Origin of the sequence: Algivirga pacifica, from assembly GCF_039543525.1 — a bacterium.
GTDB classification, from domain to species: Bacteria; Bacteroidota; Bacteroidia; order Cytophagales; family Flammeovirgaceae; genus Algivirga; species Algivirga pacifica.
This window is the reverse complement of the sequence record NZ_BAABJX010000055.1, coordinates 1-24425: the sequence shown is the minus strand read 5'-3', so window position 1 is coordinate 24425 and position 24425 is coordinate 1. Positions and strand designations below refer to the sequence as shown.

The window sequence follows — 24425 nt, the reverse complement described above, 5'->3', positions numbered from 1 at the left end:
AACGATTCAACAATTTAATTGAGGCTCCCTTTTAATAAGGCTTGAGGATTGAGCTTCATTCTTCTTAAGCTATCAATATGCCCATAGTTATTTTTATAAGAGGAATGTGTTTCACTGATGACCTCAAAGCCAATCTTAGCATATAATGCCTCAGCAACCGAATTGGTGGTTGCAACATCCAGCATGATAGGGTGCGAGAGGTTGCTTTGCTCAAATAAGTAATACATCAACTGCTTCCCAATTCCCTTTTTCTGATAGTCAGGAGCAATACCCACATTGGCAATAATTTGCTCATTTTTTTCTGGTGCAGGACATATCTCAGAGGCCTGTTGCAACTTTTTTGTAATATTAATGCCTTTGATTACACCATAATGGAGAAAGACATGCCACAACGTAGAGAGTGTATTTGAGGTAATATGGTTACTTTTCAGGATACATCCCCCTCCAACGACTTTTCCATCATACTCTGCCACATAGTGATGTTTATAGCTGAAGATACCATGGTGGCGAGGAAAAGACATTTTTAAGAACTCCATAGGGCAATTCTCTTTTGTCTTAAAAGTATAGTCGTAGGCATCAGGACCTGCTGAATACATTAGAGGGATAATGGTTTCGACATCTTCTGGTGTTGCCGCTCTGAACTTGAGGTTTTTCATAGTTGGGTGGTTAAGAATACGATTATGGTATTTTATATAGTATTTAGCTCCAAATGAGGAAAGGTTGAATGGATATCAATTCAACTAAACATTATGAACGAGTGAAGCGCAATTAAACAACATGAACACAAGGTCCATTTACTATATAAAGGTCGAGAAGGTGACTTGAAAGGGTACGCAAGGAGAAGAGAAGTTCCACACCAAAAGAAACTTTTCGAATGGAAAAAATTAGATTATTTTTATATAAAAGCTTGAAAAAATATTGTTTGATTCAATAATTTTATATACTATTGTAGCCTATTCCAGCATACGGAATAGCGGTTTACCCAAAAGGGGTCGACTGGATTTGACAGGTTGAGTAGTTGCATACATAAGCATGCAGGGTGGTGTTCGTACATCCTTAATCAATGCGTTCAAACTATATTTGGCGAGTCTAACTACGCTATGGCTGCCTAATCTCCCTTTCTAGGTTGAGATTAATGGGCTTAAATGGTTGAGTAGCTTTATACAGCACTCCCTGGCTACATCCCGCTGCGCTCTGTTCTATCAGCGCGGATCCCGGGGTGTCGACCCGATAGAACTAGCTTGAGGCGATACTACTAGCTGATAGCGAAACTCCTAGTAGATAAGGGGATTGGTTGGTTGTTGCCTACCTGCCATCTCACGAAAATTTAAAGCGTAACTAAGCATGTAGAAAGTATGACGGTTGCCTTCTCTGGACGAGGGTTCGAATCCCTCCGACTCCACAATAAACCCTCCTTACGGTATCGTAGGGAGGGTTTTTCCATTATTATCCTTTCTTTTTATCCTTATTTTTTCCGGGAACAGTATCCGCATGATAAGCTCCTCTTTCTCCCATAGGTTTATCTTCCCCAACAGTAGTATCCGTATAGGTCTGATGCTCCATTTCTGAATTGATTTCGGCTCCCAGTAAAATAATATAGGCGGTAAGATAGAGCCATAGCATTAAGATGATGATGGCTGCGAAACTTCCATAGGTACTGTCATAGCTTCCGAAGTTGTCGACATACCAGGAGAAAAGTACAGCTCCTCCAATCCATAGTATCGTAGCGATGATGGAGCCCAAGCTAACCAAAAAGGTTCGTCTCTATTTTTATTGAAGGATCAGTTCTGAATATTTAGATAAACAGTTAGCTTAATGGTTGTATTGATAACCCATTTGACCTGATATGTATTTATTTATTTGGAGAAAAGCCGTATTGCTAGGTGTCGTTATGATGTGTTACTCCTTAAAAGGAATGGCGCAACAACATACCAAAGATACCACTGACTACACTCAAAAACCTGTCTTCGATGACCGAAAGGAAAGAAGCAAAGCCAAGTTTCGCTTTATCCCGATGCCTTCCTATAGTCCGACTACTGAGCTAGGGCTTACCCTTATAGAAATGATTGCATTTTACCCTAATAAGGAGGATTTGGTATCTCCTCCCAGTACGTTGACGTTTGGGGCATTTGGAAGTACCAATACCAGTTGGTCCTTGTTTGCTTCTCCTCGCTTATTTCTGAAGGAAGACAAGTGGAGGGTGACCAGTTTTCTGGCGTATGCCAATATTCGTCAAGAACTGGACTTTGGAGAAATACGGGATGTAGATGTGAGACGGAAGATCGTATTGGCTAGTGTAGACGTGAAGCGAAGAGTATTTGAGCGACTATTTGTGGGAGGAGGATATCAATTTACGGGCATCAAGTATGATGGGGTAGATGAAGAGGATGAGCAAAGCCTAATATTGGTAGGTTTTAGTGATCAGGTGCGTAACCACGCAGTAAAGGGTGCATTAACCTGGGATAATCGAGACAATATCTTTTATCCTTATAAGGGAATGTATATAGAGTATCAGGCGAACTATATTATTCCGGAAGGGGGTAGTGGAGATTTTGTGGAAAATAAGATCATTTACAAGCAGTTTGCGACCCTTTTTCAAGATACAGACCATGTATTGGGTTGGAACGTTCATGCTCGTTTTTTAGGAGATAATGCCGAAAATGAAAACTATTCTTTCTATGGAAGAAGTGGGGCACAATCCCAAAGAGGGTATGAGGTAGGAACTTATATTGATCGTAATCTTTTATCTACAGAAATAGAGTATCGTCGACAAACTCCTTTACTGAAACGAAAACTGGGCTTTGTGGCCTTCACAGGATTAGGAAAAGTATTTGGAGACTACAACTCCTTTGGAGATGCGGAGTGGTTGCCGGTAGGAGGAGTGGGGGTGCGTTATCGTATCTTGCCTTATGAGCGTATGAATGTGCGGACAGACTTTGCCGTAGGGAAGGATGGGTTTACTTGGTACTTTGGAGTGAGAGAAGCGTTTTAATAATTTTCAATAATTAATGTATTCTAGAACGAGTTCAGCAGCCTTTTGGGTGATTCATTTTAATTAAAAATTGAAAATTGATCATTAAAAATTAATCTACTCTAGAAGCAGTTCAGTAAGTTTTTTTACTCATAGACAATTCATCGTGATAAACTCAACTGATTGTCAATAAAATAATAAGTATATGAAAGCTTGGGTATTAAAGGAGAAATCAACACCAGAATTGATGTTGTTGGAAGAAGTGGATAAACCAACGGCAGGGCCTAATGAAGTATTGGTAGAGATGAAAGCCACCTCTTTGAATCCTGTGGATTACAAGATTACACAAGGGGCTTTTGATATGTCAGTTCCTAAAATCGTTGGCATCGATTTGTCGGGTATAGTAGTCGAGGTGGGCGCTGAGGTAACGCATCTTTCTGTAGGGGATAAGGTATTCGGAATCGTTGATATTTTTAATAATGGAGTGTTTTCAGAATACGTAGCGACGAACGCTGATGTGTTGAGCAAGATACCAGAGGGCCTTTCTTTTGAACAAGCGGCGACGATCCCTTGTGCAGGGATTACAGCTTGGCAAGCAGTCATGGAAAAGATTAATCTTCAAAAAGGACAAAGTATATTGATCTCTGCCGGAGGAGGCGCTGTGGGAGGGTTTGCGATTCAGCTCGCCAAGGAAAAAGGAGCCACTGTATTCACTACCGCTAGCAAAGATTTTGAAAGAATTAAGGCGTTAGGGGCAGATTATGTGATCGATTATAAAAATAAAGATATCGTAGAAGAAGTCAATCGTATAACAGAAGGCGCAGGAGTAAGCCATATCGTGGACATGATCTCTGGTAAAAATGCCGCGGCGCTATCTCCTTTATTGCGGTATAACGGTAGTTTGGTGTGTATTACTGGTACTCCTGGCGAAAATCCATTTACGCCATTTACAAAGGCTCCAGCTATTGTAGAAGTCGCCTTGGGTGCCGTATTTGTTGGAGGAGATACGCAGAGTTTAAGAGATGTAGCCCAAGCAGGAGAGGAGCTGGCACAACGCATGGCTAATGGGAAATTAGCCGATAATATCTCCGAGCGATTGACATTTGCGGAGATTCCGGATGGCTTACGTAAAGTAGCCGAAGGACATGTGTCGGGAAAGATTGTCGTTAACTATTAATCCCCGGTAAGAGATGCTATATAATGCTTATCAGTCAATTAAGGTTGAGTAAATAACTGTCCTACTACCCAATAGCTTTGTTGAACCGTTGAAATTCGAGACGCCATGTAATGGGTTCAACAAAGCGGGGTGGTAGTATGATAGCAAATCATTACATGCTAGCCTTCCCATATAATTTCAATTGCGTGAAATAATTCAAAACGATATACCCTCCCATGGAGCAACATATACCAATAAGAATATATTGAGCGGATGGTAGCCATAAACTTGCCCCTACAATCACAAAAGTGATTAGCGTGTTTTGTATAATCGGTTGACGGTACTCCATGACATTGAAGAAGTAAGCCGTTTGCTTGCCCAAATAGAATAAGACTATTCCTGCTAATGCCATAATACGAAACTCTATTAATACTAGATCATCTAAAATAGCATGACGAATCGCATTAGCGAGTATGGCAAAGGCCATATAAGTCATGAGCTGAGAGTAAAGAATCGCAAATCCATTGGCATCTAACTTGCTTTCCAGTAGAAAAGGAAAAGAATCAAAGTAGATCCACCAAATCATACAGAGTAGTAGAAAGCCTACGATAGCCGTAACAATCGTTTGTGTCTCCCAATCCACTCCCTCAATCCCTTGAGATAAGGAGATAATCGATTCTCCCAATAAAATAATTGCCAAAAGTCCCACACGTTCTACCAAGTGGTCTTTGTCAATAGGGAAGTGTTTTGTGTTTCTGAAGAATAGAAAAGGAGACAGGATATCAAACGCAAGCCCTATGTAGAAGATATAACTGGCATAAGGGAGAGGAAACAGTACAGCACTCAGACATATCAATGCCCCAATAGAGAAGATGAACCCTCTTTTTTTACTATAGTCGGCATTATCAGGGTAATCCTTGGAAGCTAAAAAATAGAAACCTGCAATAAATAGTCGGGCAATACTATATACGGCGATAAAAAGTTGATAGTTTTTCCCTATATCCTCATTAATCAATACCGATAGGATAATTAATAAAAACATCAAAAGGAGGGTGGCCAAGCGATGGGGGCGTTCGTCAGCATCAAATCGGTTGGAAAAAACAGTATGTCCTACCCAAATCCACCATAACGGAATAAAAACAATGATAAAGCGAACCCAACTTCCTTCTTCTAAATGTCCATGGTGGGTATGAGACAGTAAGTGGGTGGTCTTTCCTAGTGCGACCACGAAGATAAGATCGAAGAAGAGTTCTAGCCATGTGGCTTTTCTTTCTTCATTCAGGTATAGCCGTATTTTTTTAGAAGTAGACATCCTCTTTCAGTTTTGGGTAGTAATCATGTCTTATAAAAGTACAAGACTTGTAGCAGAAAAAGGATGACTTAAAAGGAAGGGAGAAGTGATGAATTATGAGTGATGAGTTTTAACCTTTTTCTAAGGTAAACTCATCACTTATAACTCATCACTTATAACTCATAACTCATCACTCAAAACGGCCAGCGTTCGATTAGCATAATTAGTGCCGCACTTCCTGTTGCTCCAGTCAAAAGCATATTCCAGTCTCTGGTTTTCATGCGAAGCATACCAATCATAATCACATTGATAATGATTAAGCCAAGAACGATCAGGAGTTGTCCAATCTCTAAGCCGATATTGAAGGATAGAAGTGGAATAAGGATATCACTTTCCAAGGCCAGTTGACTTGAAAATGCAATACCGTGAATCAAACCAAAGAAAAGGGCTGTGAAGTAGCGAAGTTGCTTACTTAAAGAAAATTCTTTTTTACTGAAAGGGGTCTGTCTACGCTCTTTGTGTAGGTAGTTACCAATACAGGTAGCCATAATAGTGGCAGGAATCAGGAACTCAATAATTTCTGATGAAATGGAGAATATTTTTAAGGTGACTAATGCCAAAGTGATGGAGTGTCCCACAGTGAAGGCGGTTACCAGATAGAAGATCTTCTTCAGGTCAGAGAAAGAATAGATGGCAATCAATGCCATTACGAAAAGAACGTGGTCTACGCCATCTGCCTGAGTGATGTGCTCGAATCCTACGAAGAGATACTGGTTGAACTTTGACATAAGGATGTTGTTTGCAAGTAATAGATGAAAAATAAACCTTGAGTATGTCGCAAGGTTATTGCATTTGTTTGTCTGTTAACGGATAGAAAAAGCTTAGTATTTTTTCAGTTCGCAAGAATATTGGAATTCTTTAAAAAGTCAAACCCGAATAAGGGAATTATTTTTTCTTGATGATATAGACATCCTCACCAGCTTTTCGAAGAAGATGTTTCTCACGAGCAAACTTTTCTAATTGGATAGGGTCTGTTTGCAGGCTTTCCATATCTTTTTCCAGTTGATCAATCTCCTTTTGGTAAAAAGCCTTTTTCTCATTGAGTTCAATTTTTCGCTGTTTTAAGCGATGTATGGTGAGTTGGTCGTGTGTATCGAAGAACAACATCCATACCGAAAAAACCAATAAGGTAATCACATAGATGTTTTTAAATGAGGATGGAACCTTTTGGTACAGGTTTTTCAGAAAAGTTTTCATAAAAGTGCTTTTTATCGGAATTCCCACCGTAGGCCATCACCTGGAGTACAATGTCGTCAACTTAAGCCGAAAATGAAAAGGTAGAAACTGGTCGTAGGCTCCAGCCTACGACCTGCAGCGGGCTTGCACTATTCTTTCTACATGTTATTTCCTTAAGTTGATGGCATTACGCCTCAGTTGAGGGCCTACCATGGGAATATATAATCATCAATTATAGTCCGGCACCTACGGTAGGAGCTAGTTTATCTCCAGTAGGTTTCTGGTAGGTATTGTTCGATTGATCAATATCTGCCATTCTACCAGAAGGATCGATAACCACCTGCTCAACCTGCTTGCCGTTTGTCACTTCCAACGTGTAAGTAGGGTGTGTCCATGGCCAGTCATTTAATACCGTACGTTTCTGACTGTTTTCTGCAGCTTTTTCACCTCTCATAATGCTAAGAGGAATATAGAATAGCTCTTTAGAACCATCAGTATATGTGACTTGAAGGTCGAGAGGCATAGGCATTTTACCTACTTTGTTCAAGACAATATACTCTTTATTGCCTGTAGAAAATACATCCTTGATACCATAGTCGACTTGTTTGGTGGTATACACGAAGTATTGGTTATACCAATCTAGTTCTAGACCAGACTCCTTTTCCATAATACGGATAAAGTCATTTGGATTAGGATGCTTGAACTTCCAAGTATGGTAGTAACGCTTCATACCTCTATCAAAAGCTTCCTGTCCAACCACATAGCTTAACTGATGAAGGTATACAGCACCTTTGCTATAAGCGTTGATACCATAAGCACGGTTGCTGTTATAATGATCGGCATGTGTGCTTAGAGGTTCCTCATCACCACTATTGGCCATGTAGAAGTAGCCTCTATAAGAACGGCCGTGTGTATCTTCTCCCATGCCCAATACATCTTTATCGATTTCGTTGCCATAGTAAGAATTGAAGCCCTCATCCATCCACTCGTGTAAGCTCTCGTTCGTTGCCAGAATAAACTGGAACCAGCTATGGATCAACTCGTGTGTCGCAACACCTACAAGGCTTTCCAGTTTTCTTTGTCCAGTGATAAGGGTAAGCATACCATACTCCATACCACCGTCACCACCTTGTACAAAGTTGTATACCTTATAAGGGTAAGCACCAATTTGCGTGTTTAGGTAATCAAATACCTTGTCCATATACTCTGGAAGCTGATTCCATTCTTTGTCATACCCTTGTCCCTTGATCCAGAAGAAGTGCATTTCTGGTCCATTGGATGCTTGTACGATCTTATGAATGTAGTTCTTGTCAGCAGCCCAAGTGAAATCGTGTACGTTAGGCGCTTTGAAGTGCCATGTTAGCTTTCCGTCTTTTGGTTTTCCTTTTTCGATGCCCTCATAGCCGTGTCCTACCTCTTTGGCATTTTGTAGATATCCAGTAGAGGCTACAACATAATCTTTGTCGATGGAGATTTTTACATCAAAATCACCCCATACACCATGAAACTCTCTTCCTACATAAGGATCGCTATGCCATCCTTCATAGTCATACTCCGCCAATTTAGGAAACCATTGAGCCATAGAATAAGCGACTCCTTCTTTGCTGTTTCTACCACTTCTTCTGATCTGTATAGGCACCTGAGCCGTGAAATCCATCTCAAAAGTAGCTTTCTTGCCCGGAAGGATTGGCTTGGCCAATGTTACTTCCAATACAGTACCTTCTACATGGTAATCTACTTTCTTGCCATTTTGTGTTAGGGAAAGGACTTTTTGATAACCAATTTCGTTTGGTTTAAGCTTGGAAATACGGTCTTTTACTCGACTATCAGGGTCAGCAATCGTTCTGGAACGAACGTCCATCATGCTGTTAGGCTGAAAGGCATTGAAGTATAGGTGATAAAATACCTGCGTCAATGTATCCGGTGAGTTGTTGGTATAGGTAATGGTTTGCGTTCCGTCGAATTGGTGGTCCTCGTCTCTAAAATCGATGACCATCTTATAGTCTACATGTTGTAGCCATCGATCGGCTGTTTGTGCAAAAGTGGTAAGACTTAGGCACAAGGTTAGTAGCGTTAAAAAAAGATGTCTCATTAGTTTTTTTAATTGTTGTCGTGTTGATAATTTTTTCAAAAATAAAGAAATATCAGAGCAAATGGTATTTTTTTAAGAAAGGTCTCTTGCCAAAGCTTGTTCCAAGTCCATTTTAAGATCATCCAGGTCCTCAATTCCTACAGAAAGGCGTACTAGTCCATCGTCTATACCGATTTCTTTTCTAACCTCTGGAGGAACAGATGCATGAGTCATAATGGCTGGGTGCTCAATAAGGCTTTCGATGCCCCCCAAGCTTTCTGCCAAGGTAAATAGATGAGTGTTTTCCATAAGGTGCTTGGCAGCCTCCAAACCTCCTTTTACTACAATGGAAATCATCCCTCCGTAAGCACGCATTTGCTTTTGAGCCAGGGTGTGGTCAGGGTGAGACGGTAGACCAGGGTAAATCACCTTCTCGATGGCAGGGTGTTCTTCCAGCCATTCTGCCAGAGCCAAAGCATTTTTGCAATGTCTTTCCATACGTACACTCAAGGTTTTGAGTCCACGGTTAGCTAAAAAAGACTCAAAAGGTCCTTGTATGCTTCCTGTTGAATTTTGTAGAAAGGCTAATTGTTCTGCCAGTTGCTCATCCTTTACAACGGCTACACCTCCGATCACATCTGAGTGGCCATTAATATATTTGGTAGCGGAATGCATGACGATATCAATCCCAAAGTCTAAAGGATTTTGGGTATAAGGAGTAGCAAACGTATTGTCACATACAGAAATTAACCCATGTTTTTTACAGAAGTTTACAACCTTTTCCAGGTCCACTAATCGTAGCATAGGGTTTGTAGGTGTTTCTATCCATACCAAACGCGTATTTTCCTGAAGGCTATTGGCTAGTGCTTCTTCGTCATTTAAGTCAATAAAAGAGAAGGAAAGGTTAGCACTGCGCTTTCTTACTTTGTCAAATAGACGAAATGTTCCTCCATACAGGTCATTCATGGCAATCACATGTGCTCCGGCGTCCAATAATTCTATAATGGTAGAGGTTGCGGCCATTCCTGAAGCAAAAGCAAAACCATGGGTGCCATTTTCTGTGGCTGCAATAGCCTTTTCATAGGCGGTACGGGTAGGGTTTTGGCTGCGGGAGTATTCATAGCCTTTGTGTACGCCAGGACTTGCCTGGGCATAAGTAGAGGTCGCATAAATGGGAGGAATAACGGCTCCGGTAGAAGGATCGGGCTCCTGTCCTGCGTGAATAACGGTTGTTGAAAGCTTATAGGGAGATAGATTTGACTTCATGGTAAAAGGTAAAAGGTAAAAGGTAAAAGGTAAAAGGTAAAAGGTAAAAGGTAAAAGGTAAAAGGTAAAAGGTAAAAGGTAAAAGGTAGGGGCGCCCCTTGTGGTCGCCCGAACCAAAGAAATAGGTAAGGGCGCCCCTTATGGTCGCCCGAACCAAAGAAATAGGTAGGGGCGCCCCTTGTGGTCGCCCGGACCAAAGAAATAGGTATAAGGTAAAAAGGTAAACCACTTTTTATCTTATACTTTTTACTTTTCAATCCTATAAGAATAAACGTTGTGAAATTATTATCAAAAATAATCCTACTTGATTTTAAGACCGATCGGTCTTATATTTGCAATTATGTCAAAAGGAATAGATACACGCAGCAAGATTATTATGCAGTCAGCCCGGTTGTTTAATCGGGTGGGATATCACGCTTGTGCTTTGAGTGATATCATGAAAGCCACAGGATTGAAGAAAGGAGGGATTTATAACCACTTTAGCAATAAGGATGAAATCGCTGAGGCAGCTTTTGACTATAACTTTAACTTGATTAAGAAAACCTTACAAGAGCGTCTTTTCAGAGAAACAGATCCTCGAGAAAAGATAGAGGCGATCTTGGATACCTATGCGCATCTGGAAAGATTGCCCGAGTTTGAGGCAGGGTGCCCTATATTTAATACGGCAGTAGATGCCTCTAATACGCATCCTAAGTTGAAGGAAAAGGCCAAGCAAGCTATCAATCATCTGAAGACTTATATTATCAAGAAGATTGAGGAAGGAATGGAGCAGGGTATCTTTCAATCTACTGCAGATAAAGAAGCGGTGGCCACGATGATGCTGATGACGATGGAAGGTGCCTTGGTGATGTCAAGGGTCAGTGATGATCGTTGTATTGCTGTGGCAGTAGAGGGAATCAAATCTTATCTGAATGTAAATCTATATCAATAATTTATCAGTTTATCGACATTACACTGACTAATTTTACACTAAAAAAGACCGATCGGTCTTCTAACAATGAACCGAAACAAGCCTAAAACACCGTTAATTTTAAAAGTGATACAGAAAACCTTTCCGGTTGTGGAAAAAGTATCACCACAACTAGCTGAACGCTGGTTTACAAAGCTATTTACTTCTCCGTTCCGTTATCCTATTCCGGAGCCTGAGAAGGCATTTTTTAAAACAGTAGAAAAAGAGGAAACACTGAACTGGAATGGGGAAGAGGTCAAGGTATATCAATGGGGAGAGGGGAAACCTATTCTGATGGTTCACGGATGGATGGGTAGAGCCGGACAGTTCCGCAAGATGATTCCTGCCTTTACTAAAGAAGGCTATAAAGTGATTTCTTTTGATGCCATAGCCCATGGGTATTCCACTGGAAAAAGTACCCATATGCTGGAGTTCTCCCAGACTATTCAGGAGTTGGGAAAGCAATACGGACCGTTTGAGGCGATTATAGGCCACTCTTTAGGAGGAGTTGCTTGTTTGCATGCAACCATTGTTGCAAAATTGACAAAGAAGCTTGTGATGTTAGGTAGTCCTTCTGTAGGAGAAGACATCTTATCTGATTTCAGGAAACTTATTAATGCATCAGAAAAGAATATTCCTTATATGTTGGAGAGAGTGCAGGACCTGACCGGGCAGTCTTTCTTTGAGTTATCAGGAATTGCCTTGGTAAAGCAATTGCGTGGAGTGGAATTGCTTTTGGTGCATGACAAGCAAGATAAACAGGTTTCTTTTCTGCATTCAGAAGCGGTACATGCCAATTATAAGGATAGTGAGTTGATCTTGACAGAAGGGTTAGGGCATAATCGCATCTTGAAAGACAAAGAGGTAATCAAGAAGGTATTTGCTCACGCACATCAAGAAACGATAGAAGCATAGTTTTGTTGAGGCGGCTTGCGCCGCTGGTTGAGTAGCCCTTCGGGCTGTTGAGAAAGAGCAGTATTGCAAAATCTCAACAGCCCGAAGGGCTACTCAACGGCACGCAGAACACGCCATGTAATGGACTCAACCAGCGGCGTAAGCCGCCTCAACTGTCGGTTAATTATTCATTATAATCCTCCTAGTTCCCACTTGAGTCTAAGAAAATCCCGATTCAGTTATTTTTTATTCGATTTCGGTAAAAGGCATTAATATTAACAATTGTTTTTTCAGCATATTTGTCGAAGAGAATACAACAATATTTCTAGTGATTTTTTTTATACAGCCATTAATTATTGACATATGAGAAAACAACTTTACCGAACGAGTTTTATCGTATTACTATCCTTGTTGACAGGAGTGGTATACGGACAACATACTGAGAACTTACTATACGGAACGGTTACTACCGTTGATGGAGAAACTTTTAAGGGACAATTACAGTGGGGAGGAGAAGAAAGTACTTGGGAAAATCTTTTTAATGCAACCAAGGCCCATAATCCTTATATCGCTAAACTGGATATGTTTGATAAAGGGAAGGCTAAAAATAAACAAGTGGTGATTGCTGATGTAGATGTTGACCAAGAAGTACAGCGAGAAGCAGAACGTCTGAGTCGGGAATATATCAGGCAATATGAGCAGCAAGCGGAAGAACTGGAAGAAGCTGCGGAGGAACTGGAAGAAGTGATCGTGTCACTTCGAAAAAATAAGGAAACGGAGAAATATGCTGCTAAGCTAGAGGACAAGTTGAAAAACTTGGAGCTTAAGGCTGCAGAAATAGAGATAAAGCAAAAAGAATATGAAGAGCGTATAGAGAAAGAGCACGCTCATCGTCTTGTAGAGCAAGCAGAAAAAGCAAGGGCAGAAGCAGTGTCTTCATGGAACTTCAACTTTATGAATGTATGGGTAGACCATCATATGCCCAATACCACTCACCAATTTGTATGCTACTTTGGAGATATTGCTCGTTTGGAACTTACAGGTGGGGAGCAATTGATGCTGTATTATAAAAATGGTTCTTCGGTAGAACTTAGAGGAGGCTCTAATGATGTTGGAGCGGAGATTACGGTACTGGATGAAGAACTAGGAGAAGTGAAGGTGCCTTGGAAAAGAATCAAAAAAGTGGCTTTTGAACAAGCACCTAGAAAATTGAAAGATCAGATTGGGCTACCTTTATATGGTACAGTAAAGACGAGTAGAGGAACATTTACAGGGCTGATACAATGGGATAAAGATGAGGCGTTAACGATAGAGAAGCTGGATGGGCAGACCTCTAATGGGAAATTATCCATTACTTTTGATAAAATTAAAAAAATATCCAAGACCTCAGGCAACCGTTCTCAAGTAACACTTGTCTCTGATAGAGAAGTAGTTTTGTATGGAACCAACGATGTGAATAGTGGAAATAGAGGAATCTATGTGAGTGTGCCATCGGTAGGGCTAATACTAATCTCCTGGGAGGCTTTTGAGTCAGTAGAATTTGATCATGATGAGAAGTCGTATGGATTGAGTTATAATGATTTCAAGTCCCCTAAGCCAATTAAGGGAACGCTAAAGACAAAAGAAGGAGAGGAAGTTAAGGGTGAAATGGCTTATGACTTGGATGAGTATTGGAACTTGGAAATGCTGGATGGCCGTTGGAGAGGATTGGAGTATGCTATTCCGTTCCGTAACATTAAGAAAATAAAGCCAGAGACGGATCTCTCAGAAGTAACCTTAACCAACGGAGAGGTTTTATTACTGAAAGGTACACAGGATGTGGGAGGAAGTAATGATGGTGTGATGGTCTTTACTGAAAATACCCTAGAGGGGAAGAAGCGCTACTTTACCTGGAAAGAAATTGCTGAAATCCAATTAGATTAACCTTAACATGACTTCGTTTACACAGAACCCCTTAGAATCACCCCTTTCGGATAATGTACCTTCTTTTGCACCTACCAGCCAGATGAAAGATATCGATCTGGATGCTTTGGATAATAAAGAAAGACAATATACCCCTCATATTATGGGAGGGGTGGTTTTAATGTTCTTGTTGAGCTTTGGATATTTCTTATCTGGAATCTCCATTGAGAACCCTTATTATATTGCTCTATTCTGGATTGTCAGTGTGAGTGTGGCCTTATGGTGGGGGAATTTAATCATCATTAGTGTACTGGATAAATCTTTGCCTTGGGAAAAACACACCAAAGGAAGATTCTTTCTTCAGATCCTAGTGTCGATTATTTACTCCCTATTGTGTATTAACTTTACTTACTACCAATATAAGCTACAGTTTACAGGGTATATCCCTGATATTGGTCAGTTGCTGACACTGAACGTATATGGACTTCTTTTTCTTTTTCCTGTACTTACCATACAAATAGGGATTTACCTGATGCGTAAATGGAAACAGGCCTTTGTGCAAACAGAGGAATTGAAGAATGCGCAGTTGCGTTCTCAGTTCGAAGTACTCAAAACACAGATTGATCCTCACTTTCTTTTCAATAACTTGAATATCCTTTCTTCCTTGATCGATGAAGAGAATAAAGATGCACAAGATTTTTTGGAGAGTTTCTCCGAGGTGTATCGTTTTGTTCTGAAATCCAGGAATACAGAACTAGTCCCTTTAGAGGAAGAGTTGGATTTTGCTGATCATTATATTTTGATGCTGCAGAAGCGTTTTGATTGGAATATTCATTTCGATATACAGATTGATACCTCTGTAGAGGCCTATATGTTACCGCCTATGGCTTTGCAAATGCTACTGGAAAATGTGGTCAAGCATAACACGATCAATAAGGAAAAAGCGCTGTATATCGATATTTTTAATGATAGTCATAACTTCTTAGTGGTTCGAAATAACCTAAGAGAGAAAGAGTATAAGCGACGAAGCTCAGGAATGGGGTTAAATAATATCAATAAACGATACCAATATTTATCGAACCAGGCAATTGAGGTAAAGAAGACGGCAGACTCATTTATTGTACGATTGCCATTGTTGGAAAAGGAATAGCATAGGAATTTATGAAAGTAGTCATACTGGAAGATGAGCCTTTGGCAGTAGAACGCTTGAAGCGATTACTTAAAGAAGTAATGCCTGAAGCGGAGATAATACAGGAGATGAGTAGTGTTGCAGAGGCTATCGAATGGTTTGAAGAGCATGATCACCCTGATTTACTCTTTTCAGATATAGAAGTGGCAGATGGGGTAAGCTTTGAGTTTTTTAAGCAGGTCGAGTTACATTGTCCTGTTATTTTTATTACTGCTTATGATCAATATGCTATTCAGGCTTTTGAGGTACATAGTATTGATTATCTATTGAAGCCATTAACCAAAAAGCGATTGGGGTTAGCGCTGGAAAAATGGAAAGAAGCTCAAAAGATATATGGAGATGAAACAGCCGCCAAACTGCAAGAACTGATGGTCTCTATCACAGAGCCACAAAATACGAGTAAATCCCGCTTTATTGTAAAAAGTGGCTCCAAGATTAAGTCGATCAAAGTAGAGGAAATAGCCTATTTTTTTACGGAAGATAAGGTGTCCTTTTTACGGACTAAGGAAGGAAATAAATATCCTGTGGATTATCGCTTAGAGGAGCTTAACACTTTACTGGATCACGATTTATTTTTTAGAATTAACCGTAAATATATTATTCATATTGATGCCCTACAGGAGATACATACTTACTTCAAAGGTCGATTGAAGTTGGAGTTATTACCTGTAGTGGAAGAGGATATAGTGGTGAGTGCTGAGCGAACTCCTTTGTTTAAGGAATGGCTGGACCGTTAAACGCTTATCGTTTATTAGAGTTTATCACGGTTAATTGTCTATGAGTAAAAAAGCCTACTGAACTGCTTGTAGAGTGGGTTAATTTTCAATTTTTAATTAAAATGAATCACCCAAAAAGGCTGCTGAGCTAGCTCTAGAGTGTTTAATTATTGAAAATTAATCATTGATCATTGAAAATTATAAAAGCTATAGCGTACCACTGACCTATTTTAAGAGCTCAGAGTTTTCTGCTTATACTAAATTAACCGATCTAAAGTCTGCTCATCTCTTTATCTTCCACTTCCTCCATATCCTTTAGGTAACGGTAAATGGTAGACTTTCCAATATTAAGCCTTTTGGCAACATCCAAGACATTATTATTGTATTTGTCCATAAAGTATTCCACAATCTGAAAGGTATATTCTTTGAGTGTTTTCTCCTGAAGGATGAGGCTTTCCATATCCTCGGTTTGTGGGAATTGAATATCCTTTTCCCTAATATTATTATCGTTACACATAACTGCCGCCAGCTCTATAATAGCCTTCAGTTCCCGGATATTTCCTGGATACTGATAACTCATCAATTTTCTTTCGGCCCCTTTGGAAAGGCTTACATCTTTCTCCAGACGATTTTCCTTGCTGAACTCCTTAATGAAAAAATGGCTAATCTTAAGGATATCATCTTCCCGTTTACGTAAAGGAGGAAGTTCAATAGGAATACCCATCAAACGATAGAATAAATCTTCTCTGAAATTCCCTTTTTTTACTTCTTGGCTAAGGTTACGGTGTGTTGCTGTAATGATTCTAACGTCTAGACGGATGGTTTCATTACTACCTATACGGGTAAGTTCTTTCTCTTGTACGACTCTTAGAAGCTTGGATTGAAGGTGAATACTCATCTCACCAATTTCATCTAAAAAGAGTGTTCCTCCATTAGCTTCTTCGAATTTCCCTACTCTTCGAGAGATTGCACCGGTAAAGGCACCTTTCTCATGTCCGAAAAGTTCGCTCTCCAGGAGTTGTTCAGGGATTGCAGAAATATTGACAGCCACAAAAGGGCCTTTACTTCTATTCGACTGTTGATGTATGGCATGAGCCACCACTTCTTTACCTGTTCCGGTTTCTCCAAAAAGTGAAACGGTAATATTATTGTTAGGGGTTTTTTCTAGAAGGTTAAATACTTTTTCCATAGAGGAGCTATCTCCAATGATGGTCTTTTTAAATCGCTCTCTGATTCTAGCATCTAAAGGTATATGCTCCTTCTGGAATATTGTTGAGGTGGTTTCCCTAGTGTTTAATCGCAGTGATTTTGCACGGCATATACTTTGATGAAGTAATGGCTGTAAATTGTGTTGATCTTTGATGATATAGTCTACGATACCTTCTTTGAATAAGGAAATAATGATGTTGGGTTCTTTGATAGTAGACGTAACGATAATATTACCCATAGGGCAGGAAGCTTTAATTTCCTGAATCCACTGTATAGGATCGATGTTGGTAAAATGAATATCGGTAAAAATAACCTCAGGGGTTTCCTGTTTTAAGCGGTGGATAAATGTTTGCCTATCATGAAAGAGAGTCAGTTGATACGCAGGGTTGTCTCCTAGGTAGTGCCTGAACATCTTTTGGTAGTACTCATCCTGTTCAATGATGAATAGTTTAGTATCTTTTTCCTCTATATGCATGATCTCTGATGTAGCAAATAAAAAGTATAGGGTATTTTCAATTAAAAAATAACTATGGTAAACATTCCATAGTAAGCTTTATGCTTTAGCAGTTTTGATTGACACTATATCACTATGTATCGTTTACCACTTATTGTTGTGTTGAAGGAATACAATGATAAGCGGTAAACGACATAAATATACAATTTTGTGCTGATCTTTCTTTACTTCTATTATTGGCAGTACTCCGCCATTGCTGATGCAGCAGCATCAGAGCCTAAGTTGTTGGCTTTGCGCAATAATTCACAAACTTTGTCACTGACTCCATTGGCACCTGTCTCGGCCATGGCTCTATAATAAAAAGAATCGGCATGGTTGGGTGCAAGGTCGATAGCTTTGTCTAGGTCTACAATCGCTTCCTCAAATCGCTCTTGTGTCATTAGCAGCTTGGCACGGTAAAAGAAAACTTTCATGTCTTTGCCAGCAGAAAGTTGCTCAGCCTTATTGAAGTCAGCCAGAGCTTCTTCTGTATAGCCAGTATTGATCTCACAAAGGGCGCGATTTAGGAAAGCGTTAGCATTATTACCCTGTAAAGCAATTGCACGGGTGTAATCTTGTATAGCCCCTTTGTTGTCTTTTAGATGTCTTTTGACGTTGGCGCGATTTTCAAAATATTTACTGTGTGTACTGTCTATTTCAATAGCTGTACTAAAAGTTCCCAAGGCTTTGCTATGTTCTTGCATCAGGAAGTAAGCCACTCCTTTTACATTTAAGGCTTCATGATTATTGGCAGAGTGTCGTTCAATTTCTTCAATAATAGAAATAGCCTCCCTGTATTTGCCTTGATCAATTTTTTGTTTGGCTTGTGTAAGTTGCTCTTCACTGTTGTTGCTGTTGCAGGAAGAGATACTGAAAATACTGATTAGACCGATAATTAAGTTAAGTAGACGAAGGTGGTTTTTCACGCTTATTCTGTTTATTGTGTGAGAAAATTCTTCTTTATTGTATACAATTTTATGGGGTAAAAATACAATAAACTTTCTAAGAAGTGAAAGTGTGCTGTAAATAAATATTTGAAAAATGGATTGATCTTACAGTAGAATTGTTCCCTTAAATGAGGAGGATAGGCAGTTGCTGGTGATTAGATTGGTTTGGGAGTTTGTTTTATAAGGTAAGCCTATTGGGAGTTTTTGGTAATCAATGTAAATGAAATAGGATTATTTGTAGATAATCTTTGTAAGATTAATTAAAATTAAAATTTTCAATCCTTCACTATTTAAAGTGTTTGTTTTACATGTATAAGCTGTGTATCTTCTTTTCAGAGCGAATTTTACGTGTCCCTTATCTTTTATACCTATAATACTATTTGTTATTACTCATCATATTCCCGGTAGCCCTATGAAAACAATAGAACAGTTCAGCCTTTTGAATATTATCCTGATCGATAAGTATCTAAATGATCGATTGAATCCTAGAGAACGTAAGGAATTCTTGGATCGTCTGGGTATGGATGACGAGCTAATGGATGATTTTGATACTGTTGTAGATGCTATTCTCAAAGATAAGGATAGTAAAAAATCACAACAAACGATTTGGCATAAGGTAAAGGCGGCTAGAGAAAAAAGTTTGAGTATGAGCAGGGGAGGAATGCTGAAGGATGTGGTAGGCTATGGCTTGTTTGCCATTGGTATTGCAGGGGCTTTGGTGTTAGTGCTCAATGTAGTGACCACCCTCATTGCATAGGCTAAGCAAGGCGCTTGGTGTGAAGTGATAGAGTATTTCTCTCTTGGAGAAAAAAAAAGGCTACCTATATTCATAGGTAGCTTTTTATTTTGAAAACGAAAAATTAAATGTCTGATTGACAGCGTTATGCACCTTATATTTATAATACCTAAATCAGGTGGTTTATGACAATCATTGATTTGTTACAAACATATGGAATGATGTGATAAATAAAAAGCGAAATTTCGCTTTTTATTGTATTTTTGCTCTATAAGGCATGGAATATTCTATGTTTTAGGTAATTTTGTCTTTGTGATTATCAATAGATGATTGGACTATGGATACGTAAGAACCAGAATATTGATCAGCAGCTGTAATCCGATTGAACCAATAGACCATGACTCTTTTTTCTATTAAACTTAACTAATTGTATATAGATCATTGCTTTAGTGCTTTTTGGAGAGGTGTTCCAAAAAAGCCTTTATATCCTTTATGGATGTTTAGTAGTGACCGGGATTGTATGCATACCACGAATTAATTATTAGACCAAGTGATTAGGGAGGAAAATATTAGACTCATCTTTGGACTTAAAGTCAGGATGAGGAGACAGGAATTGAAAATGTCATTGTCAGACCTCAGTAAGAAGTCGGAGATGTCTGTATCCTATATTAATGAAATTGAAAAAGGGAAGAAATATCCCAAAAGGAGTAAGATCAGTGCCTTGGCAATGGCTTTGGGAATGACATATGATGAGCTGGTATCTTTGAAGATTTCCAAGAAGCTGGGACCGTTGTCTGACTTACTGACTTCGGATATTTTACATGAGTTGCCCTTGGATGTTTTTGGATTGGAGCCAAGAAATCTAGTGGAACTGATGTCTGGAGCACCTGCTAAACTGAGTGCTTTTGTCAATACGATTGTAGAGATTTCCAGAAACTATGCTTTAACAGTAGAGAGTTTGTATTTCTCTGTACTTCGCTCTTACCAAGAGATGCACGACAATTACTTTAAAGAGATTGAGCGAGCAGCAGATGGATTTCGAGAGCAATACTTGCAAGATAAGGAAGGATTTGAGGCCTATGGAACGGTACTGAAACAATATCTGCAAGAGCAGTGTGGCGTATGGATCGATGAGGATACGCTGGGGAATGATCCGGCATTGGGGAATCTACGTTCGGTACTGAGGGTAGAAAAAGATAAAAAAGTATTATTAGTAAACTGTCATCTAAATCAGCGACAGAAGAACTTTGTCATGAGTCGGGAAGTGGGCTACCATCTGATGGGGCTTTCAGAGCGTTCTATGACTTACTCATGGGTGAGGGTCAATGCTTTTGATGCTTTACTCAACGATTATAAGGCCACTTATTTTGCCGGCGCCTTGATGTTGCCGGAAGCATTATTAGTCAAAGATGTAGAGGAACTATTGGCTGCCAAAGAGTTTGATAGTGAGCTATTGTTGCAGATGGTTCAAAAACATGATGCTTCTCCAGAGACATATATTCATCGGTTGACTAGTATATTCCCCAAGTATTTTGGCCTAAACAAGCTATTTTTCCTCAGATTGGACCATATGGCAGGGAGTAATCAGTATTCCTTGACCAAGGAGTTACACTTGGATGGTTTGCATAGTCCACATGGTACGGTGTTGAGTGAGCATTATTGTCGTCGTTGGGTGTCCTTGAAGGTTTTTCAGCAACTGGAGGAACTACAAGCACAAGGAAAGGCTGATGCCATCGTCACGTCTACCCAAATCTCTAAGTATATCACTTCTGGGAAAGAATACTTCTGTTTTAGTGTAGCTCGTCCTATACCAGGAAAGCCAGGTGTAAATATGAGTATCACTTTAGGCTTTGATATGAATGAAAGTTTCAAGAGAAAATGTAACTTTTGGAAGTCGGAAAAAGTAAAGGTGGAATTTGTTAATGAAACCTGTGAGCGTTGTCCGGCGACAGATTGTTCTGTCAGGGCTTCTGAGCCAGTTGTCCTAGAGAGGGAACGTCAGGAAACTGAGATGCGAAAAGCATTGGACCGTTTACTGTCTTCTGAGTAATGATAGATGAAAGGAAATCTAAAATACATATTATTTGGGCTTTGGTTTAATATTTGAATAGCATGAGAATAACAATAACACGGACGCAGCGATTGCACATGATGGGGATGAAAGGAGTATTGCTGTTACTTTTATGGGGAATAGGGAGTGCTTTTATTGTCCCTTCGGAAGGTGTTCAAACTGATTTATTGAGCACTAAAATATCCATTGAATTGAAGGATGCTACTTACCCTGAGGCCATGGCCCTTTTGGAACAGGAAGGAGGATTTAACTTTGTCTATAGTCCAGATGCCTTGGATCAATTGGGAAAAGTAACAATCAAGCTTCAGCAAGAGCCTCTTAAAAAAGCGTTGGACAAACTGTTTAATGGAAATCCTTTGAAGTATAAGGAAATGGATAAGGATACGATTGTGATCTTTAAGGATAAAGAATAGAACGATAAAAGTGCTCACTTTTTGAATATTAGGATACGATGATATGATGTATCAACGATGGCTACTTTTTTGTTTAATATGGCTTGGGGGTAGGGTAGTACTAGCACAAGAGGAGAGTTTGCTGAATAAAAAGGTAACACTTCAGCTTGAAAACGTCTATTATGAAGAAGCTATGATGGCTTTGGAAATGGAAGGAAACTTCATTTTTACTTATAGCCCTGACTTTATTATCCCTCAACTGAATAAACCCACCATTATTCTGAATCAAGAACCTTTAAAAAAAGCATTGGATATCCTGTTTGATACCCGATACTTTGGGTATGAGGTTCTGGATGAGGAAACGGTCATTATTTTTACGAAGAAGAAATTGGCCAGAGAAGCACCTAAGACGATACAAGGGGTGATTAAAGATGCACAAACGGGAGAAACCCTGGTAAGGGCGGTTGCGATGTTGGCAGATTACCCTAAGGGGACTATCACAGACCGCTATGGCCTCTATAAGATGAAGCTCCCTATGGACCAATATACCTTGCAGTATAGTCACCTGGGCTATAAGTCACAGGAGGTTACCTTTGACCTGACCAAGGATACGATGATCAATGTGCAGCTGGAACAGGTGTTTGATTTGATGGACACCTTGGTGGTCAATGGCTTGAGTATGGACTTACTGGCCTTGGATCGGGGACAATATATCAGTACGGATGAAATCCGATTGCTTTCCAGCCCGCTGGGCGAAGGAGATATTTCCCGTAGTATACAAAAGTTGCCTGGCGTGCAATCTCAACATGAGGGAGCTGCGGGGTATGCGGTACGTGGAGGAGGAACAGGACAAAATCTTATCTTAATGGATGGAGCCCCTATTTATAATGTATCTCACCTGTTAGGCTTTTATTCCGTATTTAATCCCAATATTGTTAAGGATATTACTTTTTATAAGTCTGGAATGCCTGCCAGTTATGGAGGCAGACTCTCTTCCATTATGGATGTAGTCTTAAGGGATGGTAACCAAAAAAGGTTGGGCGTATCCGGAGGATTGGGAACCATGAGTGGCAACCTGACCGTAGAAGGCCCGTTATTTCAACTGAACGAGCAAACACAACCTTCCTCTTTTATTTTGTCAGGTAGAAGGTCCTATTTGGACTTGTTTTATCCTCCCCGAGATGTTACAGGTGATGGTATCAACGATACCAACGTACTGAACTACTACGATTTAAACTTTAAGGCCAATATTTACACGAAGGGGTATGATCGTCTGATGCTTTCAGTCTATACTGGTAGGGATAATGTCGGAATCAAAGGGTATCTGACCGGAGATTGGGGGAATGATACGTTTATGATGGATTATCGAGCAGGGGTAAAAGAAGGATGGCTGACTAGTACTTCCAAACTTTGGTATACAAACTATGAAACCAATACCTTAGTCAACTTCATTGATGCATATAGTTATCGAACATCTTACGGTTTAAGTGATTGGGGAGTACGACAGGACTTTAATATTGATATTGATCAAGAGGCATTTTCTCTGAATGCTGGGGTAGAGGCAATTTCTCACACCTATAAGTTTGGAGAGGTAACCCCCTTGACCAATTCCTCCAATTTTGAGCAGCAAAATGGGGTAAGGGTACGTGCGCTAGAGAGTACCGCTTACCTGGATGCGGTAAAATACTGGGGAGATCGTTGGAGTTTGAATGCGGGGCTGCGCTATATCCGTTTTGATTCTTTTGAAAAAGAGAGAAGCTATCTTTATGATGTAGATCCCGTTGTAGCTCCAGAGACCAGTATTGAAAATATTGTGGATACGGTATTTGTGGATGGTAAATATGAAATAGCCCAAACATATCACCGATTATCTCCTCGCATATCGGCTAAATACCGATTGGGAGAACGCAGTTATCTTAATATGGCCTTGGATGTAACACATCAGTTTATTCATCAACTTTCTATTTCTTCTTTACCTACTCCGACTACTGGTTTTTGGGTGCCCTCTGATCGTTATATACGTCCACAGAGGGCGGTGCAGTTAGCAGCGAGCTGGAAGAAGTATTGGAAGGAAATATGGCAGTTTGAGGTAGGAGGATATTATAAAGACATGGACAATCAGCTGGACTTTAAACCTAACTCAGGATCTAGTGTTACAGACCATATAGAAACCGATGTGTTACAAGGAAGAGGGTATGCGTATGGCTTAGAGCTTATGGGAAGAATCCAAAAGGGAAAATGGCTAGGAGAAGTAGCCTATACCTACGCAGTAACCCGAAGAGAGATTGATGGAATTAATGATGGAAATCCATATCCTACCGATTTTGATCGGAAACATGATTTCTTTGCCTTATTGAATTTTGACGTAACCAGAAAAATAGATCTGACAGCCCAATGGGTATATGCTTCAGGGCTAGCCTATACTTTTCCGGTTGGGAAATATGAGTATAATGGGACGCCTATTCCTTTGTATTCTGAACGTAATAGCTTCCGTTTACCCTCCACGCACCGGTTGGACTTATCCTGCACACTCTATCGAACGCCTTATGTGAAAGAAGGGAGTGGCAAACGTAAGAATGAGAATAATTTCAGGTTTGCGATTTATAATGTATATGGACGAAAAAACACGCTGGCTTATGTCTTTAGACAAAGTGCCAATGATCCCTCAAAGACAGAAGCAGTGAAGTTATACTTGTTTAGTATACTGCCATCTTTTTCGTACAATTTTAAGTTTTAGGAAGCCATCTAGGGGCAAGCCTTGTGGTTGCCCGTCCCCCTGCAGTTAAGGTTGAAGCTAAAAAAGGTTTTCGGGTGCCATGCAATGGTTATTGCTTATCGTTTAAAAAAATGTTGAAAAAAGTTTATCGGTTATTGCTTATCGTTTATGGTTAAAATAATTTTCTTAACCGATAACCGATAACCGATAACCGATAACC

The 24425-nt window shown here is 39.8% G+C and carries 20 protein-coding genes and 1 other RNA gene; 12 read left to right on the top strand and 9 right to left on the bottom strand.

Annotated elements, in window-relative coordinates; all coding sequences use genetic code 11:
- Positions 1–14: 14 nt before the first annotated feature.
- The gene (locus tag ABD985_RS17640) at positions 15–656 is read right to left on the bottom strand and encodes a GNAT family N-acetyltransferase (RefSeq protein ID WP_345374050.1); all 642 of its coding nucleotides are present in this window, start codon (positions 654–656) and stop codon (positions 15–17) included.
- Between the two features lie 332 nt (positions 657–988).
- Here ABD985_RS17640 and ssrA point away from each other — a divergent pair.
- Positions 989–1405: a transfer-messenger RNA gene (ssrA, locus tag ABD985_RS17635) on the top strand.
- Between the two features lie 41 nt (positions 1406–1446).
- Here the strand turns inward: ssrA and ABD985_RS17630 are convergent.
- Positions 1447–1743 carry a YihY/virulence factor BrkB family protein gene (locus ABD985_RS17630; protein ID WP_345374048.1) on the bottom strand — a complete coding sequence of 99 codons (297 nt, stop codon included), beginning with the start codon at positions 1741–1743 and terminating at the stop codon, positions 1447–1449.
- Positions 1744–1846: 103 nt separating this feature from the next.
- On the opposite strand from ABD985_RS17630, the gene ABD985_RS17625 reads away from it, so the two are divergent.
- Together ABD985_RS17625 and ABD985_RS17620 are read left to right on the top strand one after the other, a co-directional pair.
- Entirely contained in the window at positions 1847–2992 is a 1146-nt protein-coding gene (locus tag ABD985_RS17625) for a BamA/TamA family outer membrane protein (protein ID WP_345374046.1), read from the top strand.
- A 184-nt stretch (positions 2993–3176) separates the two neighbouring features.
- Complete coding sequence (locus tag ABD985_RS17620; RefSeq protein ID WP_345374044.1) at positions 3177–4148, top strand: zinc-binding dehydrogenase; 972 nt, start codon at positions 3177–3179, stop codon at positions 4146–4148.
- 151 nt (positions 4149–4299) lie between these two features.
- Here ABD985_RS17620 and ABD985_RS17615 read toward each other — a convergent pair whose 3' ends face one another.
- The 5 genes from ABD985_RS17615 to ABD985_RS17595 all read right to left on the bottom strand — a co-directional run bounded on the left by ABD985_RS17615 (position 4300) and on the right by ABD985_RS17595 (position 9991).
- Positions 4300–5439, bottom strand: a complete 1140-nt coding sequence (locus tag ABD985_RS17615; protein ID WP_345374042.1) for a low temperature requirement protein A — start codon at positions 5437–5439, stop codon at positions 4300–4302.
- A gap of 173 nt (positions 5440–5612) precedes the next feature.
- On the bottom strand, positions 5613–6206 hold the full coding sequence (locus tag ABD985_RS17610; protein ID WP_345374040.1) for a HupE/UreJ family protein: 594 nt from the start codon (positions 6204–6206) through the stop codon (positions 5613–5615).
- Between the two features lie 157 nt (positions 6207–6363).
- Positions 6364–6675 carry an FtsB family cell division protein gene (locus ABD985_RS17605; protein WP_345374038.1) on the bottom strand — a complete coding sequence of 104 codons (312 nt, stop codon included), beginning with the start codon at positions 6673–6675 and terminating at the stop codon, positions 6364–6366.
- 211 nt (positions 6676–6886) lie between these two features.
- Positions 6887–8746, bottom strand: coding sequence for a M1 family metallopeptidase (locus tag ABD985_RS17600; RefSeq protein WP_345374036.1), 1860 nt, complete (start codon positions 8744–8746; stop codon positions 6887–6889).
- Positions 8747–8818: 72 nt separating this feature from the next.
- Positions 8819–9991, bottom strand: coding sequence for a cystathionine gamma-synthase (locus ABD985_RS17595; protein WP_345374035.1), 1173 nt, complete (start codon positions 9989–9991; stop codon positions 8819–8821).
- Positions 9992–10331: 340 nt separating this feature from the next.
- Between ABD985_RS17595 and ABD985_RS17590 the strand changes: the two genes are divergently transcribed.
- From ABD985_RS17590 to ABD985_RS17570, 5 genes are all read left to right on the top strand, one after another.
- Positions 10332–10922, top strand: coding sequence for a TetR/AcrR family transcriptional regulator (locus tag ABD985_RS17590; RefSeq protein WP_345374033.1), 591 nt, complete (start codon positions 10332–10334; stop codon positions 10920–10922).
- 129 nt (positions 10923–11051) lie between these two features.
- Positions 11052–11855, top strand: a complete 804-nt coding sequence (locus ABD985_RS17585) for an alpha/beta fold hydrolase (RefSeq protein ID WP_345374031.1) — start codon at positions 11052–11054, stop codon at positions 11853–11855.
- Between the two features lie 342 nt (positions 11856–12197).
- Positions 12198–13757 carry a hypothetical protein gene (locus ABD985_RS17580; RefSeq protein WP_345374030.1) on the top strand — a complete coding sequence of 520 codons (1560 nt, stop codon included), beginning with the start codon at positions 12198–12200 and terminating at the stop codon, positions 13755–13757.
- 7 nt (positions 13758–13764) lie between these two features.
- The gene (locus tag ABD985_RS17575) at positions 13765–14886 is read left to right on the top strand and encodes a sensor histidine kinase (protein WP_345374028.1); all 1122 of its coding nucleotides are present in this window, start codon (positions 13765–13767) and stop codon (positions 14884–14886) included.
- Positions 14887–14897: 11 nt separating this feature from the next.
- Entirely contained in the window at positions 14898–15662 is a 765-nt protein-coding gene (locus tag ABD985_RS17570; RefSeq protein ID WP_345374027.1) for a LytR/AlgR family response regulator transcription factor, read from the top strand.
- A 250-nt stretch (positions 15663–15912) separates the two neighbouring features.
- Here the strand turns inward: ABD985_RS17570 and ABD985_RS17565 are convergent, their stop codons facing one another.
- Together ABD985_RS17565 and ABD985_RS17560 are read right to left on the bottom strand one after the other, a co-directional pair.
- Positions 15913–17325 (bottom strand): sigma-54-dependent transcriptional regulator, encoded by a 1413-nt coding sequence (locus tag ABD985_RS17565; RefSeq protein WP_345374026.1) that lies wholly within the window; start codon positions 17323–17325, stop codon positions 15913–15915.
- A 212-nt stretch (positions 17326–17537) separates the two neighbouring features.
- Entirely contained in the window at positions 17538–18269 is a 732-nt protein-coding gene (locus ABD985_RS17560; RefSeq protein WP_345374024.1) for a tetratricopeptide repeat protein, read from the bottom strand.
- A 433-nt stretch (positions 18270–18702) separates the two neighbouring features.
- On the opposite strand from ABD985_RS17560, the gene ABD985_RS17555 reads away from it, so the two are divergent.
- The 4 genes from ABD985_RS17555 (at position 18703) to ABD985_RS17540 (ending at position 24226) form a co-directional block, all read left to right on the top strand.
- Positions 18703–19047: a hypothetical protein gene (locus tag ABD985_RS17555; protein WP_345374021.1), complete on the top strand. Its 345-nt coding sequence runs from the start codon at positions 18703–18705 to the stop codon at positions 19045–19047.
- A gap of 529 nt (positions 19048–19576) precedes the next feature.
- Complete coding sequence (locus ABD985_RS17550; RefSeq protein ID WP_345374020.1) at positions 19577–21076, top strand: helix-turn-helix domain-containing protein; 1500 nt, start codon at positions 19577–19579, stop codon at positions 21074–21076.
- Positions 21077–21138: 62 nt separating this feature from the next.
- Complete coding sequence (locus ABD985_RS17545) at positions 21139–21510, top strand: STN domain-containing protein (protein ID WP_345374018.1); 372 nt, start codon at positions 21139–21141, stop codon at positions 21508–21510.
- Positions 21511–21553: 43 nt separating this feature from the next.
- On the top strand, positions 21554–24226 hold the full coding sequence (locus tag ABD985_RS17540) for a TonB-dependent receptor (RefSeq protein WP_345374016.1): 2673 nt from the start codon (positions 21554–21556) through the stop codon (positions 24224–24226).
- Positions 24227–24425: the final 199 nt, after the last annotated feature.